Below are 17,622 nucleotides of genomic sequence, written 5' to 3'. Positions count from 1 at the left end.
CTAATCCCCTTACATTAATAATAACTCGCCCCACGTATTAGGCTGTTTAATATGTTTCTTCGTCTTACCTAAGCCGTATATTTTTAACGATTGTTCCGCGCGTGTCATCGCTACATAGAGAATGCGTGCCTCTTCACGGCGTTGCTCTTCATCTTCCTCAGCACGCAACTTTTTATAATTGGCTGTCATACTTGTAAATTCATTTTGATTATCTTCATATTTCCACCCAAATGTTAACTTATCGTTTTCACCAATTTGAACAATAAAATCTTCTTTCATTTTCTCCATCGGTTTAATGAAAGGGTTGTTAGGATACGGAATGATAACAGTGTGGAACTGCAACCCTTTTGATTTATGCACAGTCATTACGCGAATGAAGTTTTCATCGAACACCGAATCCTCAAGTTCTGCTTCGTCACTTTCACGATTCGTGGCAATCTGTAAGTGAAGCCAATCATAAATTTGTACAAGCGATGCCCCTTGACCAAACTTCGTGAAAATGTCCAGAGTGATTTTCTCTAAATTTAGCTCGTATTTCATAATCGCTTTTTCGTCAAAGTTTTGCAGATCTAAATTTAAGGCAAAATCGCTCTTGCTTAAGAAGTCTTCAATGACTGTTAGAACTGGCTTTTCTTTCATTAAATGCAGCGCTTCATACCATGCTTCTGGTACAAAAAACTCTAAATTCTCTGCGCTAATAATATCGCCATTTTTCGTAAAGGCGAAGTCCTCATCTTTCATGCAAAACGCTGTATCACTTAAAGAAAATATAGCTTGCTTCTTCGCCACTTCATCTGCATTCACATAAATCCACGAGTGTAGTAGAACTCCTAAATCTCTTGCTGCTCTCGACATATAAAGTGTTCCTTCTGTACTTACCTCATATTCCGGACCATTCTTCAACTGACTTAGCATTTCACCAATTTGCGTAGCTTCATAATTATTACGAACGAGAATAGCTAAAACATTTGGTTTTTCGCCACCTGTTGCCATTAATCGATAATCGTTCAGTATAGTATCCATTGTAAACTCGGCATCAATTGGGGCAAACACATGATTTAAACGCATTTTATTTTCCCGGTTTGATTCCATTGGTTTTTCTAAAGAAGGTAATAGCTCATGCTCTCGCCACTTGCCAAAAATCCCCTCCATCTTCTCAATTAACTCCTTCGACGAACGGAAGTTTTCTACTAATTTAAAGGAATGCATATTTTGTGATTTACTTCCCTTTAAATAATCGTCTAATACTGTAAATGCGGTTGAATCTGCACCTCGGAATCGATACACACTTTGCTTTGTATCCCCGACTACCGTAAGATGCAAGCCTGCTCGTTTCGCAACAGTCGCAATAAATTGAATTTGTGCAATATCCGTATCCTGAAATTCGTCCACAAATAAATATTTATAGTTCTTTCTTAAATCTTTCAGCGGCACATTCGGATTGTTTAAAAGCTTTAAAAAGCGTGTTAAATCAGCTACCGTTAAAAAATCGTCCTCAAATTTCAATTTCGTAAATGTTCGGTCGACTCTTCGCAAAATACGTGCGACCACAAGCTTCAGCTCATCATCCATTTCATTTTGTTTTAAATAACGTACTAATTCCTTTTCGATAATTCCCTTTTGAGAGAACTTGTCCCAAATCGATTCTAAAAATTTCATAATTTTATAATACGGTAATTTGCCAAACGGATTTTCCTCATGTCGCGCTAATTCGATATCAAGCGACTTCTCTAAAATTTCTCGGAACTTCACTGTCCTCGGCGACACTTCGATATTGTTCGATAACCCCAAGTGATGTGAAAACTGCTTAATAATATCTTTCGCAAAGGTCGGAATCGTTACAATTTTCATCGCATTAATTTCTTGCAAATACGCATAGTGCTGTGGATTTCCTGTATTACGATACAGCTTCTCAAGCCGCTCTTCTAATGCTTCCTTCATATTATTAGCGGCCTCATTAGTAAAGGTAATCATTACTAGCTGTTGCAAGCTATCAATTTGCTTTGTGAACAATAAATATAAAATTCGCCATACTAACGTCGTTGTTTTTCCACTACCAGCTCCAGCATTAATCGCTAAATTAATTTTTGGTGAAGCATGCTCGACACAGTACTGATGCCAGTTGAACTCATTTAAATATTTTCTATAACGATACAAAAATTTATAGGCATCCGCTCTTAGCATAGGATTTCCATCCAAAGTAAAAACCCTTCCATCTTTCGCCGTAAAAGTTGGATAACCCGGTTTTAAGTAGCAGTGAAACAATCTAACACCGTTCTTTTTTAAATGTTTCATATAGGATGTTTGCGCTTCTGCTTTAGGTCCAATATACACATACGAATATTGTACATCCGTTTCTATATTTTCTACTGCTATTGGTGGTTCTACAGACAACAGTGCAAATTGATCTTCATTTTGCAACACTTGTATCGTAGGTGTAATGACCGATGTAGTCATTTCGGCGATATACTGTGCATCTTTTTCACCAAACAGTAACATTTGCGAGCCATCTACTACAGTTAAATTACGTTTCCATACCAAGTTGTCACGGACATTATAAAGAATGAGTTGATAAGCTAATTGAGACTGTTTTTTTTCGATTGAATTTCGTTTCGTCATTTCGTAGTTTTGATCACCACTGAATACTTGAAGGCCTAGTTCGGTACCGTTTTTTCTTAATAAGATGTCCGTTTGCGCTACTACGTCATGGGCATATTCCATGCATACATCATCAAACAGATTCGATTGCTTCAAGACAAAATAAAAATGTAAATCTATCACTAATGCCTTATAAGCAATGTTCGCATGGTATTGTAATGCTTTATCGTTCAATCCACGCGTCGAGTATTTCCGAATATAATGTTCCTCGTAATATGTTACTTCTGGCAACCGGCCTAGTCTGATAATCATCTCATACAATTCTTTATTAAAAAGCGGTAAATTCCGCGCTCGAACGCCTACGCGAGTAAACGGATATTCAACTTTACGATAAGAACTTTTTAGCACTTGTTCGATACTTTCCGCACTTTGTAAAATATCGAATACTCTTTTCATTTCAAAACCCATATAATTCTCCTATCTAGCAAAATCATTACCTTAATTATATTACATATCACCTACATTAAGGTGATAAATTCCATTTTTCCATCTATGTATTTCAGAACATATAATTAATTTCGAAAATTTTCAAATCGTTTGTTGACCATACCCAAGTGGGGTCTATAACAATAGCTAATTGTATTTTTAATTGACTCATACTTAAATTGATATTGTTTATACTCACTACGTTTGCGCAAATAATATATTTAAATATAAAGCGAGAAGGACTTGCTAACAAGTTCAAACTACTTTTATTATTTTTTATCAATTACACATTTACTTTAGATACTATATTTGTGTTTAACAAAAAACGATGGGAGACTTTTTAATGAAAGTAAACATCCTACGCTTTATCCCATACCAATCACCTAGGTATGTGGGCCACTTAAAACTGTTGAGGAAACAGTAAGTAGGAGAAATCGATAGAGAGCCATTATATTAAGGCAAGAACTACCAAAACGTACGCTTCAAAGGATATTTGGTGCCAACCCTTCCACTGCAAAAACGACATGCTTTCGACTTTTGGACATAAAAGAAGACCCTAATCGTTTTAATCAAAAGGTTAAATAAACTACATTCAATTATAGGTAATTCACCAAAAAGAAAAGGCATTATCCAATGGATAATACACCCTCAGATAACACCTTAGCTTAAATAAACGTTGATAACGCCATTTCTGACGACTATATAAGTATGGAGACGGCGGGAGTCGAACCACTCTTTCTTTAAAAGACTATAATAGCAGTGTTTACAAGGTGTTTAAGCTAGTATTAAAATTGTTTAACTATATTTTAAAAAAATATGTTGAGAGGGAAAGATTTGTTTTCATAATAACTAGTACAAAAAGTACACGATATAGAGTAGTGCTTTAACATTTGAACCCTGAAGCATTAGTATTAAGCTCTCTACAAAAGCAGCAAAAAATTTGTACCCTTTACAAACGATAAAAAATAGTAAAGAGCACCTATGTTTTAAGATAGGTACTCTTTTTTTACTTTTATTGATTTGCTTGGATTAGTTCTAATTGCTTCTTTAATTCTTTTATTTCTTGTTCCTTTAAGTAGCTAGATACAATTTCATAAGTATCTATCCACAAACTTAAAGTTTTACCAACTTCATTGACTGCACCTTGTTTCTCAAAATACACTCCCATAACCTTCGTAACTAATTTATCTGATATTTCATCAAAAACATCAATCGGATCGAGAATCCATTCATACATACCGTTAGGTGCTTCTTTATATAGTTGACGCATAGACGCCAAAATCGGGAAAAACATTGAATTCGGTATTTTATAACTAATCCTTTTATTGTTTTCTGTAAACAATAGAGGGAAAAAATCCTGTTTATATGTTATTCCTTTAAGCTTACCAAAATTTCCCCTTTCAGATTCATACCCATGTTTATTGTAAATGCTTGGAAAATTACTAAGAATATGATCTAAAAATTTAAAAATCTTACTATATAATGGTGTTAACTTATAATAAACATTATTCAACTGATTATTCTCAACATTCCTATTGTACTCATTTATAAAAGCAGTCTCACATGACCCTGCTCCACTATATGTTTTACGCATAGATTTATCTGGAAGTAAGTGATTAAATGTTGTTAATATTTGAATAATAAAGTTAATGGATATATCTCCATCTTCATTTTCTGACCAAGATATATTGTCATAGAAACACTCATTCTTTAACGCTTCTTTAAGAAAATCAAATTTCCCTTCTAAATTAGCTATCGATTTTTCTTTAACTTGAGTACTAGTGTTCCTAGCACGGGCTAAATCAAATAATATATCCTCTACACCAGTAAAAATTTCTAGTATGACATGTTTTTCATCTAATACTTCAGCCTTATTAAGAGCATCAAAAAGAACTTTGATAGTATGACCACCGTCAAAAATACCATGCTCATCAATATCGGATAATTTAAGATAAACTTCTTTTTTATCTTTTATATTTTTTACTCTACATTCCGCAACACTTAAAGAAATACCTCTATTCAGATAGTGGAAAATATCCCTACTATCTCCACTTAATGTTTTTCTCATTTCCTTAGCGGGTTTAAGATTTAAGTTTTGTTCACGAGGATTGACCTCTGTCCATTCTCTTAAAGTCAATGCTTTTTCTAGCTCTTCAACAGATACTTTAACCCAACGTCTACTTCTTGAAATACCCTCTGAGTTTGTTTCTTTCATAGTAGCAACGTCATCCGCAATTAAAGTAATTTCTAAAATATCCATTCCTTACCTCCCAATAATTGTAATTTACTGCTGTGTATGTTTTAATTCGCTAAAACAGTCTTGACATAAGCAGTAACTTCTACTTTCAACATTAACAACATTCCCCTTAGTTTTAAAATGTAGTTCCGCAACTACATTCGAGTTTCCACAAAAGTTACAGCTATAACCTGAATACTTTTCTGAATCAAATGAATTAACTCTGAGAATTAGATTCGACTTAGTCAAAGTAGAATCCTGTTACTCATTGTTCCTTGCTATTTGAAGCAGGTGCAAGTTTAAATGGAAATACAAGATCATTTAGGTCATATTGATGTACAAACAACCATGAATATTGTGTTCACGTTACGAAAAAAGCAAAAGAAGAAGCGATTATGAAGTTCGCCAACTACATTGAAATTTGACTACGTTTTTGACTACGTTCAATTGATATTCTTTGAAACTATATGAATTAGTACAAAATAAAAAACCCTTGAATATCAAGGGTTTCGACACTGTTTGAAATCCACTGATTTCATATTATGGAGACGGTGGGAGTCGAACCCACGTCCAGAAGCTCCAATACGCCGGCTTCTACGCGTGTAGTTTGTCTACTTGCGATTCGCGAGTTCTTATGCCGACAAACAGGCGTCCGAATCGCTAACCTGGGAATCTCTTACCGTTGACTCAGGTGGTACCAACGATCGTATCCCACTTAAGTTGAACCCAGCGTAGTCTACATGGGCGATAGACAGGCTGAGTGCTACGAGCTAATTAAGCTGCGTAAGCGAAGTTTTGTTGTTTGCCAGTTATTATATAACTTCCGTTGTTGACGAAGACGAGACCTCCGACGCGCGACCAGAGCTTGAACCACCCCTGTCGAATCCGTAACGTCCCCGAGTAGTAGTAAACCCGAGTTAAGTTCGGAAAAGAGCTATAAAAACCTGCTCTTTAAAACGTGTACCGTATGAGTAGATACACACTGGCTAGTACAGTCAATTATATGACAAACCGGCTAAGCTTGCAAGTAATTCTGCTTCTCTCTTACACTGCCAATATTTTCTTAGCCTTGTTTATACAATTGGTTGCGGTAGTCTACAGGTGTGACACCGTGGAATCGCTTGAACAGCTGCGTAAATTCAAAGTAACCGTTCATTCCGATCATTTTTGAAATTTCCTTGAAGTCCATTTGCGTATCTTCCAGTAATCCTTCTGCTTTGTGTAATCGAACTTTCGTAATATATTCTTTTACCGGCATCCCGACCTGTTGCTCGAAAATACCATTATAGTCTGGATACTCATCAGCAATTATTTCTTCAACCAATCCCAAACAATGGGCGTGTACACTATATTTTTCAACTAAAATTACAACTTTATCGACCAACTCTGCGTTGCGTAATCCGTTCACTTGTGGAAATCCCCCTACGTATGCTAATGCCATTGACTAAAACACCCCATCACTTGATATCCCATCCTCACTTTTACTCCATTTAAAATTTGTACCCCCTATTTCTAGATTAAAAACCACTTTTTTTGCCCGAAAAAAAAGAGATGTGTAAAATATAAACCAATTCGTTTCACACATCTCTTTTGATCAATCTATAAATTCCGTTTAAAATAACGGATTTTTCGCTTACTGCTGGCGGTCCTTGAAAGCACGTTCCATATCACGCTTCGCTTCTTTTTTCTTCATATCATGACGTTTATCGTAATCTTTCTTACCTTTTGCAAGACCGATTAGTAACTTCGCATAGCCGTCTTTAATATACATTTTCAGTGGAACAATGGTATAGCCGTCACGTTTTACGGCACCAATTAATTCGCTGATTTGTTTTTTATGTAAGAGCAGCTTGCGTTCGCGTAACGGGTCATGATTGTAGCGGTTCCCTTGGTCGAATGGCGAAATATGCATATTTTTTACCCATGCTTCCCCACCCGTAACACTAATATACGCTTCCTTCAGCTGGACACGGGCACCACGTACGGATTTAATCTCCGTTCCTGTCAGTACCATCCCTGCTTCAATTGTTTCTTCTATGAAGTAATCATGGCTCGCTTTTTTGTTTTGAGCTAAAACTTTACCTGCGCCTTTTGCCATTCGTTTTACACCTCTATTTTAAAGGTTAAGAGCTATGATGCCGAAAATGCATCATAGCTTCACACCTTACTATTTCTTTTTACTTTTTTTCTTTTTCCCTTTTGCGATGCCTTCGTAAAACTTCGGCTTATCACCTGATTTACCTTCTTTACGGCGGCCGCGTGGATCACGGTCAGATGAGCCTGAACGTTTTGCTTTTTCAGGACGTGCCTTGCTTCCGCCGCGCGATTTGCGGTCACGCTTTTCACCTGTACGCTCATCATCTTTTTTGCGGCCTTCTCGGCGACCTGCATGGATTACTTTCGATGTTTGGCGACGAGCCGGACGTGGGCTGCTCACCATATCGACGATTTCGAAGTCGACAGAAGATTCCTCGATCACGACGTTCGCAACACGGATTTTCACTTCATCCCCGATGCGGAACTGGCGGCCAGTACGCTCACCGATCATCATCATATGACGGTCTTCAAAACGGTAGTAATCGTCCGTCATATTCGAAATATGAACAAGACCTTCCACCGTATTTTCAAGCTCTACGAAAATACCGAAGTTCGTAATCGATGACACGATCCCTTCAAACTCTTCCCCGATTTTATCCGACATGAACTGCGCTTTTTTCAGTGCATCCGTATCACGCTCTGCTTCAACGGCACGACGCTCACGACCAGATGTATGATCCGCAATTTCATCCATTACCGCGCTCCATTGCACTACCGTTTCCTTCGATGTATCGCCATTAATTAAATACGTACGAATTAAACGATGGACGATTAAGTCCGGGTAACGACGTATCGGTGATGTGAAGTGCGTATAAAACTCTGTCGATAAACCAAAGTGGCCTAATGACTCGGCATAATATTTCGCCTGCTGCATCGAACGTAACAGCATCGTTGAAATAACCGGCTCTTCCGGTAAACCTTCAATCGAACGAATAACTTCCTGTAATGCTTTCGGGTGAACCGAGTTTCCTGTACCTTTTATCATAATACCAAAATTTGTAACAAACTCAAAGAAACGTTGCAGTTTTTCCGGCTTTGGATCTTCGTGAATACGGTATAAGAACGGCAGCTCCATCCAGTGGAAATGCTCGGCAATCGTTTCGTTCGCTGCAAGCATGAACTCCTCGATCAGACGCTCTGCTACTGTACGTTCGCGTAACACGATGTCAGTCGGCCAGCCGTCTTCATTAACAAGCACTTTCGATTCCTTGAAATCAAAGTCAATCGCACCGCGTGACATACGTTTATTGCGTAGAATTTTCGCTAAATCGGCCATATCTCTGAACATCGGCACTAAGCTTTCGTAGCGCTCCATTAATTCTGGGTTTTCATCCGGATTCTCTAAAATGTTATAAACGTCCGAATAAGTCATACGCTCCGTCGTTTTAATCACACTTTGGAAAATTTCATGCTTCACAACTTGCCCTGCTTGGTCGATTGTCATCTCGCATGACAATGTTAAACGGTCAACCTGTGGGTTTAATGAACAGATTCCGTTCGATAAACGGTGTGGAATCATCGGAATTACGCGGTCCGTCAAATAAACAGATGTCGCACGTTCATATGCTTCCTGATCGAGTACAGAGCCTTGTGTCACATAATAGCTGACATCGGCAATGTGTACGCCAAGCTTGTATGTGCCGTTGTCATTTTTCACGACTGTTACAGCATCATCCAAGTCTTTCGCATCGGCACCATCGATAGTCACGATCACTTCATTGCGCAGGTCACGACGTCCGACTAAATCCTGTTCGGTAATCTCATCCGGTACATCAACTGCCGCTTGAACAACCTCTTGCGGGAATTCTGGCGGAATATCATATTTATAAAGAATCGATAAAATGTCCACACCTGGATCATTTTTATGACCTAAAATTTTCGTGATCATCCCTGTCGCAGATTTCGTCGCATCTGGCCAGTGCGTTACTTCTACAACGACTTTATGTCCGTCGACCGCACCCATTGCATCCTCTTTTGCGATAAAGATATCCATATTCAATTTCTTATCATCTGTAACGACAAAACCAAAACCGCGATTTGCCTGGTATGTACCTACAAATGATGTTTTGCTGCGTTCGACGATTTTTACGATCGTCCCTTCACGGCGGTCACCTGATTGTTCTTTTAATACACGTACGAGCACGGTATCTTCATTCAGTGCACCATTAACTTCGTGTGCCGGGATGAAAATATCGTCCATGCCTTGTTCTTCCGGTGCGACGAAACCGAATCCTTTGGCGTTCCCGATAAAGCGGCCGCGCAGTAAGTTCATGCGTTCCGGTAAACCGTAGCGATTTGAACGGGAGCGGACGATAAGTCCTTGTGCTTCCATTTTTACGAGTGTTTTCACTAACTCACGGAACTCATCCGCTTCTTCTAATTCAAGTACATCTTCAATTTCCGATACGGTCATCGGTTTATAGCCATCGTCCTTCATCATATCGAGGACGCGCTGTTGTAATTCATTTTGTTGTGTCATGTATTATTTCCCTCCTTTGAACAGAAAATAAAGTTTCTTACGATCTTGGCTCTTGGAATTAACTTTTCGTTTAGCACCCGTGGATTTCCGTTTCGGCGGACGCTTTCCACGGGCACGGCCTGAGCCTGTAGTCTCAGGCGTCGTGCTATTCCCGTAGGAGTCGCCGCCTACACTCCAATCCACTAGAAAAATTCCAAATTACAAACTTTCGTAAAAAACAAAAATTTATTCACACCATTAGACTATCCAATCTAACGAATTTAAAAACGTGAGAACTTCTTCATGAAGCTGGTCTTTTTCTTTGTCGAGTGTGATGACATGGCCCGAATGCTCATACCAGCTGATTTTTTTGTCGATCGATTCGACGGTGTCATAAATAATATTGGCTGAATCGGGGTTGATCACTTTGTCGTTGCGCGCTTGGATCACCAAAATCGGCGCATACAGTAAGTCGATTGTCTCTCGTACATCGTAAATCAATTGCTGCAGTTCTGGTAATGACTTCATTCCTTGCTGCTTGATCGCTTCAATCTCTAATTCAATTTCCTGTTCACTTTTACCTTGTTGTTTTTTATATTGTTTTGCATATTCAAGTACGCCTTCAAACATAATGTCTGTCGTGCGCATCGTCATCGGCGAGCACATCGTAACAACGCCTTTCACCGGATGACTTGTCGCAAGCTTGAGTGAAAATACGCCACCGAGCGATAATCCTGCAACGGCGATTTCTTCATAGCCTGCCTCTTTTAATTGTGTATACCCGTTTTTTACATCTTGCCACCATTCTTCGGGATTTGAGACAATCAGTTCTTCCGGCGGAACACCATGTCCTTTGTAATGTGGGGCAAGCGATGTGTAGCCGTGCTTTTCCAAAAAGCGTCCAAGCATCCGCACATCTGCCGAACTACCTGTAAAACCATGTAATAATAAAACCGCTCTCGGTCCTGCCTGAAAGAAGAACGGTGAAGACAAAGCTGATTTCATACGCGAGGCTCCTGTCTTATTGAATAATATGAAAGATATGATTCAATCACACCATTGAATCGTGGAAAACTTTTCATTTCTTTCTTCTATTATACTTCGTTTCCTGCCACACTAAAAGAAAAAGCCCAACCTAGCATTAAATGCTTGGTTAGGCGTTTAATTTCAATCTAATTTTCAGTCGATTAGAATTTCGTAATCGCTAATGCTAATACGAAGAATGCAACAGAAAGAACGATTGTTGTGCGGTGCAGGACTAGATCCATTCCACGAGCTTTCTGTTTACCGAATAGTTGCTCAGCTCCACCAGAGATGGCACCTGATAAACCAGCGCTTTTACCTGATTGTAATAATACAACAACGATTAAGGCTATAGCTACGATAATAAGTAATACTGTAAATAACGTATGCATTTGCTCCACCTCCTAAGTATGGACGTCACAATACAAAATAGTATATCAAAATGAGCAAGCCATTACAATATTTCTTGGAAATGAACATCATATTTTATCCAACAATATCCACTCTTATTCAAAATTATTAAAACGACACTCGCTAATATCTCGTTTCGCCGCCAATGCGAGCGGTACCATCGTTTCAAATAACAGATCCGCTTCTTCAAAAATCAGTTTGCGCAGTTCAATATTGAAGTACTCCTTCATCCGCGATTCGGTCATCACTTCATGAACAGCACCGATCACCGCCTTTTTCTCTTTTGCGATTATCAATACTTGATCCGCCAAGTAAAAAGCGTGGTTCGGATAGTGCGTGTTTATAATGCATGAAATATTATGCTCTTTTGATAAGCGTTTTAATGTTTCCAGAATGACAACCTGCTTTTGCACATCCAGATGCGACTCCGGTTCATCCAATATTAAAATTTCCGGATTCGATACGAGCGTCCGTGCAATTAATGCCAGCTGCAGCTCCCCGCCACTCACTTCATTGCATGACTTTTTCGCCAAGTGCACAATGCCGACTTCATTTAATGCTGCATGTGCTTTTTCGTAGTCCTCCTTACGCGGCTTTGACAACGAGCCGATATACGGAGCACGTCCCATCACAACCAAGTCTTCAATCGAAAAGCCGAACACCATTTTATGCGCCTGCGGAACGTAGCCGATTTTCTTCCATAATTCCTTTTGCGAAACTTTCGGAAGCGGCAAATCATCGATCAATGTTTCACCAACCCGCCAGTCGTGCAAGCCGGTAATGCATTTTAACAGCGTCGTTTTCCCTGCGCCGTTCGGACCGAGTATTGCCATAATCTTGCCCGGCTCCAGCGTAAAGCTAATGTTCGATTCATAAATGAACGGCTTCACTTCCTTCTTTTTCGCATAGCAGAAGTTGCCTTCACGTACTTCTATTTTCATGACCAGCTACCTCCTGTACGACGTAAAAGATAAGCAAAGAATGGTGCCCCGACAATCGCCGTTAAGATCGACAACGGAATCTCCGCCGCTGTCACCGAACGGGCCAATGTATCGATAATGAGCAAATACGCACCACCCAGTGCAATCGACATCGGCAGTACACGTTCATTATTGCTGCCGACAAACATCCTTGCGATATGCGGAATAATCAAACCGACCCAGCCGACAATCCCGGCAACAGCAACGGCTGCCGCTGTACAAAGTGTCGCCCCTGCAATAACGAGCCACTTCATGCGTACCACATTGATCCCTAACGACTTCGCCTCATCATCCGGCAATGTCAGTAAGTTAATGCGCCAGCGCAGTGCAAGTAAAATAAACATCCCGACTAAAATAATCGGTCCTGCTGTCCATAAATCCCGGTAAGAAGCTGTCCCTAAACTTCCCATCAGCCAATACGTAATCGCAGGCAGCTTTTCTTCCGGGTCTGCCACAAACTTCGTTAACGAAATCAATGCATTAAACAACGCACTTGTCACAACCCCTGCGAGTACGAGCATAAAGATCGGCATATTGCGTCCGGACCCGCCAATCATATACGTAAACGCGATGGCCGCTAAACCAAAGACCAGCGCAAAACCTTGTGTTACATAACCATTGCCAAATAGTAAAATTCCGATAGAAGCACCAAAACCGGCACCCGCTGCGACCCCTAAAATATCCGCGCTCACTAATGGATTGGCGAACATCCCCTGGAATGCAGCACCTGAAATGGAAAGCCCCGCACCGATCAATAGTGCGAGGATAATACGCGGCAGCCGAACGGTCATGACTACGTTATATTCCATTTGCGTCCACGTTTCTTCTATCGGAAAAATATGCGAACCGAGGATTTTCACGACCGTTACAAAATCGACTTCAAACCGGCCGATGCCAAGTGAAGCAATCGCAAGTACGAGCGGCAATACCCACAGTAAAATACTTTTCCATTTTTTCATGACAGTCCCTCGTTCTAATACTTCGCAGCGTCAGAAGATGGGTGCAGAATCTGCTCTACTTCTTCGTCCGTTACGTCATATCCGTAAAAGTCTTTATAGTAACTCTTAATTTCAGCGTTCATATCATAATTGAACAATTCAGGCTGGTTGTTGTTTGCCAACCATTTCAGCATTAACGGTGCATCGCCACTTGGCGGGAACCAGCGATAAATACCCAACGGAATTTTATACACTTGCTTGTTTTTCACCGCTTCCACTTCGCTCCAGTCCTGACCTGGTATTGTGTTGTTATACAGATCTTCCGGCTGGATTTCCGTGAAGTTCGTAATATAGATGATTTCCGGATTCCAGTTGTAGATTTGCTCCATGTTCACATCTTTGCGCCCTGTTACTTCGCTTTCCGCAACGTCATTCGCACCTGTTGCGTTCAGCCATTGATTCCCGAAGAAATTTTTACCGCCAACTGTGATTGCCTGCTCGGATAATTGATACAACATAAGCGCATTCGGTTTCTCTTCCGCTTTCAAGCCATCGATTTTTTCATAAATTTCGTTTTGTACATCGGTACCGATTTCGATAAATTGGTCCGCACGATCTGTTGTGCTCGCAATTTCACCCGTCAGTTTTAACCAGCTGTTGAATGTTGCAAGTGGCTCTGCTGCAGCTGCGTCAATTGCTTTAATCGCTACCGTGTTGATACCTGCAGCACGAGCCTGCTCGATTGATTTTTCATCTGTTGAAATTTCAAAGAACACATCCGGGTTAATTTTCATTAATTCCTCAACATTCATTTCTCCGTTTTGTACGAATGATGTATCCGCATCCAAAATTTCCGGAGCCATTTTCGATAAAATCGAGTTTTCCGCTGCATTGTAAGAGTTCGGGTGCATTCCTACGATTTCTTTTGCCGAGTTTGTTGCGACATACCATGTATGGAAGTACGGTAAAATCCCGCCTGATACAATCGAGTTCACTTTTGCAGGAATCGTTACTTCTGTACCCGCCTGATCAATGACGATTTTCTCTTCCGCTGTCGTTTCAACCTCTCCACCCGAAGCTGAATTTGTTGCCTCATTATCTGAACATGCTGCTAGTGCCATTGAAGCGAGTGCAAGCGTTGTCAAAATTGCCTTACGTCCTACCATTGTTTTCTCTCCTTAAATATCTTTCGTTTTTCACGAAATTTATTATTTTAATAAAATATTATTTGATTTCTATTCGAGATTGAGTATAATTGATAATGATTTTCAGTGTCAATAAGAAATAGGTTCCCAAATGAGAATTTGTATCAATTAATTAAATTTACAGGATTAAAGGAGATTTTTATGTCTGAATATAAAATTGTAAAACTGGATGGCGGACATGCATTCAGCTTAGAGGGACGTGCTATGAACGTCTCTAATGAACCAATGGACCATGTAACATTCATCGATCAGTATGAAATTTCGACTGCCGACCTTTCCGGGTTCAATGTGATGGTCGTAACGGACTTTATCGATCAGGAACATCTTCACGAGCACAAACAAGTCATTGAAAACTTCCTGAATGGGGGGAAAATTATTATTGCAAACACACATATTTTCCGTCCTTGGCTGCCAGGTGCCGGGCTGTTCATGCCAAAAGAAATTAAGTCGCACGCGGATTATGTAATGGAGCCTGCAGCTGAAGGTACTTTTTATGAAGGAGTTAATATGATGGAGCTTACATACCGTAAAGGCGTTTCCGGCTTCTATGCGCGCGGCTCGCATCCCGTAGTCAACAAGGAATCAGAAATCGTACTGCAGTTTACGGACGGCACACCGATCGTTTTCATTGACCGCACAGCAACAAAAGGAACGGTTGTCGCAGCATCTTGCCGTGATTTCCTGACGTACGCAACAGGTGAAAACTCGACTCAACTGATCGCTCCACAGTTTTTAGCTTGGCTCGATCAAGAATTACTACGTTTGAAAGAAGGATCTGAAGCATGAGAAAAATAGCTGTATTATATAGTGGTCACGCGCCTCATTACGTGACATTCAATACACCGAAATTCAAGCAGTACTTCGAGAAAATCATCTATTTACCACGCTTTGTCGAAGAAGATTTGGAAGGAATGGACGTAGTGATTGTTCCTTCACAATTGCACAACAAATTATTGCTGGAAGCAGCACCTGCAATCCGTCGCTTTGCGGATAACGGCGGTGTTGTCGTAGCATTCGGACCTCAACCATGGCAATGGATTCCGGGCCAAAACTGGGAAACACGCCCGACGAACTTCTGGTGGTGGCTTGAAAAAGATGCGGACAGCGGCTTACGTATGGTTGCACCGGAATACCCGTTATTCCGTGACGGTTTTCTGGATGAAGCTAGCTGCACATGGCATCAGCACGGCGTATTCCACTTACAGGAAGGCATGCAGTCACTGATCGATATGAAGGATGGCGGTTCATTACTGTATGTCGACAAAGTCAGCTCAAAAGGCACTTGGATCGTAACGACACTTGACCCGGACTTCCATTTCGGCTCATACTTCATGCCGGCAACGGAGAAATTTATTGACGGCTTCTTCCCGTGGTTAGCTTTCGGGGAAATTTAAGGAAATGAAAAAAGCATGGTACCCGTAATTTAATACGGGCGCCATGCTTTTTATACGTTTTGATTAGTCGTTGCTCTTGTCATCTTCATCAGTATTATCATCAACAGTGCCATCAGTGTTGTCGTCTGTGTTATCGTCTTTGTTGTCATCTAAGTTGTCATCAGTGTTGTCGTTGTTGTCGTCGCCATCAACATCTAATTCAACATTCGTATCATCAGTGTTGTCCTCCATTAGGCCGTCATCAGTACCGTCATCCACATTGTTGTCGATGTTCGTATCATCTTCATCATTACATGCCGCAAGCGATAATGATAGTAATAACGTCATCATCAGAGTAGGTGTCTTTTTAAGTTTCATAATGTAATAGCCTCCTTTGGTGTATGCTTTATGTTTCCCCGATTTATAAAAGAAAAACATCTTTTCTGATTTTTCACCCCAAAAAGATATTTTCAGGCATTGTATTTTCTTTCAGGTTTCCATTCGCTATAGTGAAATGAGGAGGTGAAAATCGTGCAGCAATCAAGGCATTATGTATTTGTCAAAACATTGTTGAATCGCATGAAAATGAATGATTTGGACGCACCTGCAATCGAACAGGAATTTTACCGATTGGAGGCCGGCTTATCAGGAGAACAAAAGCTGAAACGGCTGCTCTCGGACTATCATTTTAAATCCCCTTCCCATATTTTTTATAATTTCGAATGCATCAATTCAAAAGGTTTTACCCATCAAATGGACGCTTTGCTTATTACGCCGCATTTTGTTGTCGTCATGGAAGTAAAACAAATGTCCGGCACCCTTTTCTACAAATCCGCCCTCCATGAATTTTCCCGCGTCCACGATAATGTCAGCGAAAACTTCCCGAACCCGTTTGATCAGGCATACCGCCACCAGCTTTTTTTGGAGCATCAATTTAAAGTATGGCAAATCTCCATTCCCGTTTACCACATCGTCGTGCTCGCAAATCACCGCGCAACACTCGACCATTCCCTATCTAATTTCCCGATCATGCATATGAGCGGCATCCCGAGATTTATCGAAAAACTGTATAGGCAGCATCCCAATTCTCGAGCAAACATTACTTTTCTGCAAAACCAATTGGAACAGCTTTACGAACAGCTTCCCCCTCGCCGAACTATTGAAAGGCACCGGCTACGTAATGGTGTTCTTTGCAAGGAGTGCGATTATGTCAATGAAATGCAATATAGGCAAGGCTATTTTATTTGTCAGGTTTGCGGAGGGAAAAGTAAAGAAGCGTTGTATGAAACTTTTCTGCAATACCGAATTTTAGTCGGTCCCCGCATAACGAATAAAGAGTTCCGTGAGTTTTTTAATATTTCGTGTATCCATATTGCTTCGAAACTGTTGGCAAGAGCCGGTTTGGAGAAGCATGGGGTGAATAAAGGAACATATTATATGATTCCGGAAAAGTTTGAATAGTTGTACAATATAGAAAAGGACGTGACGAATATAATGGAAAAAAAGAACCGTACGCGATTGGATTCGGCATCTAAAGAGCTCATTATAAAATCTGTTGCAGAAGAAGGTGCACAGGTTTCCGACATTGCTGGTCAATATGATGCAGGCCCTTCAACCGTTCATCGATGGGTGAAAGAATACCGTGAGTCACTGACAGGCTTGGTGTCAGAAAGTGAAGCGGAAAAAATAACGGCAGCATACGAAAAGAAAATACGCGCATTGGAAGAAGAGAATGAAATCTTGAGAAAAGCGATTCGAGGATTTTCGGACATTGAACGTTAAGACGCGAGGTACCCCCACATTCCGTACGTGGGGGG

15 protein-coding genes and 1 other RNA gene are annotated in these 17,622 nt (G+C 40.4%); 4 read left to right on the top strand and 12 right to left on the bottom strand.

Features of this window, described 5'->3' with window-relative positions; translation table 11 throughout:
• Nucleotides 1–9: 9 nt before the first annotated feature.
• The 11 genes from ABS917_RS16475 to ABS917_RS16425 form a co-directional block, all read right to left on the bottom strand.
• Nucleotides 10–3,066 (bottom strand): UvrD-helicase domain-containing protein, encoded by a 3,057-nt coding sequence (locus tag ABS917_RS16475; protein WP_350480027.1) that lies wholly within the window; start codon nucleotides 3,064–3,066, stop codon nucleotides 10–12.
• 1,030 nt (nucleotides 3,067–4,096) lie between these two features.
• Entirely contained in the window at nucleotides 4,097–5,344 is a 1,248-nt protein-coding gene (locus tag ABS917_RS16470) for an AIPR family protein (RefSeq protein WP_350480026.1), read from the bottom strand.
• A gap of 516 nt (nucleotides 5,345–5,860) precedes the next feature.
• Nucleotides 5,861–6,218: a transfer-messenger RNA gene (ssrA, locus tag ABS917_RS16465) on the bottom strand.
• Nucleotides 6,219–6,383: 165 nt separating this feature from the next.
• Nucleotides 6,384–6,761 (bottom strand): helix-turn-helix domain-containing protein, encoded by a 378-nt coding sequence (locus ABS917_RS16460; RefSeq protein WP_350480025.1) that lies wholly within the window; start codon nucleotides 6,759–6,761, stop codon nucleotides 6,384–6,386.
• A 192-nt stretch (nucleotides 6,762–6,953) separates the two neighbouring features.
• A complete protein-coding gene (gene smpB, locus ABS917_RS16455; protein ID WP_251690278.1) occupies nucleotides 6,954–7,418 on the bottom strand; it encodes an SsrA-binding protein SmpB in 465 nt (154 codons plus the stop codon).
• Nucleotides 7,419–7,487: 69 nt separating this feature from the next.
• The gene (rnr, locus tag ABS917_RS16450) at nucleotides 7,488–9,896 is read right to left on the bottom strand and encodes a ribonuclease R (RefSeq protein WP_350480024.1); all 2,409 of its coding nucleotides are present in this window, start codon (nucleotides 9,894–9,896) and stop codon (nucleotides 7,488–7,490) included.
• Nucleotides 9,897–10,133: 237 nt separating this feature from the next.
• A complete protein-coding gene (locus ABS917_RS16445; RefSeq protein ID WP_350480023.1) occupies nucleotides 10,134–10,880 on the bottom strand; it encodes an alpha/beta hydrolase in 747 nt (248 codons plus the stop codon).
• A gap of 182 nt (nucleotides 10,881–11,062) precedes the next feature.
• Nucleotides 11,063–11,290, bottom strand: a complete 228-nt coding sequence (gene secG, locus ABS917_RS16440; RefSeq protein WP_008408959.1) for a preprotein translocase subunit SecG — start codon at nucleotides 11,288–11,290, stop codon at nucleotides 11,063–11,065.
• A gap of 114 nt (nucleotides 11,291–11,404) precedes the next feature.
• Complete coding sequence (locus tag ABS917_RS16435; RefSeq protein ID WP_350480022.1) at nucleotides 11,405–12,250, bottom strand: ABC transporter ATP-binding protein; 846 nt, start codon at nucleotides 12,248–12,250, stop codon at nucleotides 11,405–11,407.
• A complete protein-coding gene (locus tag ABS917_RS16430) occupies nucleotides 12,247–13,248 on the bottom strand; it encodes a FecCD family ABC transporter permease (protein ID WP_350480021.1) in 1,002 nt (333 codons plus the stop codon). The genes ABS917_RS16435 and ABS917_RS16430 overlap by 4 nt, the downstream gene beginning before the upstream one ends.
• Nucleotides 13,249–13,262: 14 nt before the next feature.
• Entirely contained in the window at nucleotides 13,263–14,393 is a 1,131-nt protein-coding gene (locus tag ABS917_RS16425; protein ID WP_350480020.1) for an ABC transporter substrate-binding protein, read from the bottom strand.
• Nucleotides 14,394–14,573: 180 nt separating this feature from the next.
• Here ABS917_RS16425 and ABS917_RS16420 point away from each other — a divergent pair, with 180 nt between their 5' ends.
• On the top strand, nucleotides 14,574–15,218 hold the full coding sequence (locus ABS917_RS16420) for a phosphate starvation-inducible protein PhoH (protein ID WP_350480019.1): 645 nt from the start codon (nucleotides 14,574–14,576) through the stop codon (nucleotides 15,216–15,218).
• Nucleotides 15,215–15,826 (top strand): hypothetical protein, encoded by a 612-nt coding sequence (locus ABS917_RS16415; RefSeq protein WP_350480018.1) that lies wholly within the window; start codon nucleotides 15,215–15,217, stop codon nucleotides 15,824–15,826. The genes ABS917_RS16420 and ABS917_RS16415 overlap by 4 nt, the downstream gene beginning before the upstream one ends.
• Nucleotides 15,827–15,889: 63 nt before the next feature.
• On the opposite strand, the gene ABS917_RS16410 is transcribed toward ABS917_RS16415, so the two are convergent.
• Nucleotides 15,890–16,183, bottom strand: coding sequence for a hypothetical protein (locus tag ABS917_RS16410; RefSeq protein WP_350480017.1), 294 nt, complete (start codon nucleotides 16,181–16,183; stop codon nucleotides 15,890–15,892).
• A gap of 153 nt (nucleotides 16,184–16,336) precedes the next feature.
• On the opposite strand from ABS917_RS16410, the gene ABS917_RS16405 reads away from it, so the two are divergent.
• Together ABS917_RS16405 and ABS917_RS16400 are read left to right on the top strand one after the other, a co-directional pair.
• Nucleotides 16,337–17,266: a nuclease-related domain-containing protein gene (locus ABS917_RS16405; protein WP_350480016.1), complete on the top strand. Its 930-nt coding sequence runs from the start codon at nucleotides 16,337–16,339 to the stop codon at nucleotides 17,264–17,266.
• Between the two features lie 33 nt (nucleotides 17,267–17,299).
• On the top strand, nucleotides 17,300–17,587 hold the full coding sequence (locus ABS917_RS16400) for a transposase (RefSeq protein ID WP_350480015.1): 288 nt from the start codon (nucleotides 17,300–17,302) through the stop codon (nucleotides 17,585–17,587).
• Nucleotides 17,588–17,622: the final 35 nt, after the last annotated feature.

The organism is Solibacillus sp. (genome assembly GCF_040273735.1).
GTDB lineage: Bacteria > Bacillota > Bacilli > Bacillales_A > Planococcaceae > Solibacillus.
The sequence above is the reverse complement of the archived record's forward strand: the minus strand, read 5'-3'. Positions and strand labels throughout refer to the sequence as shown.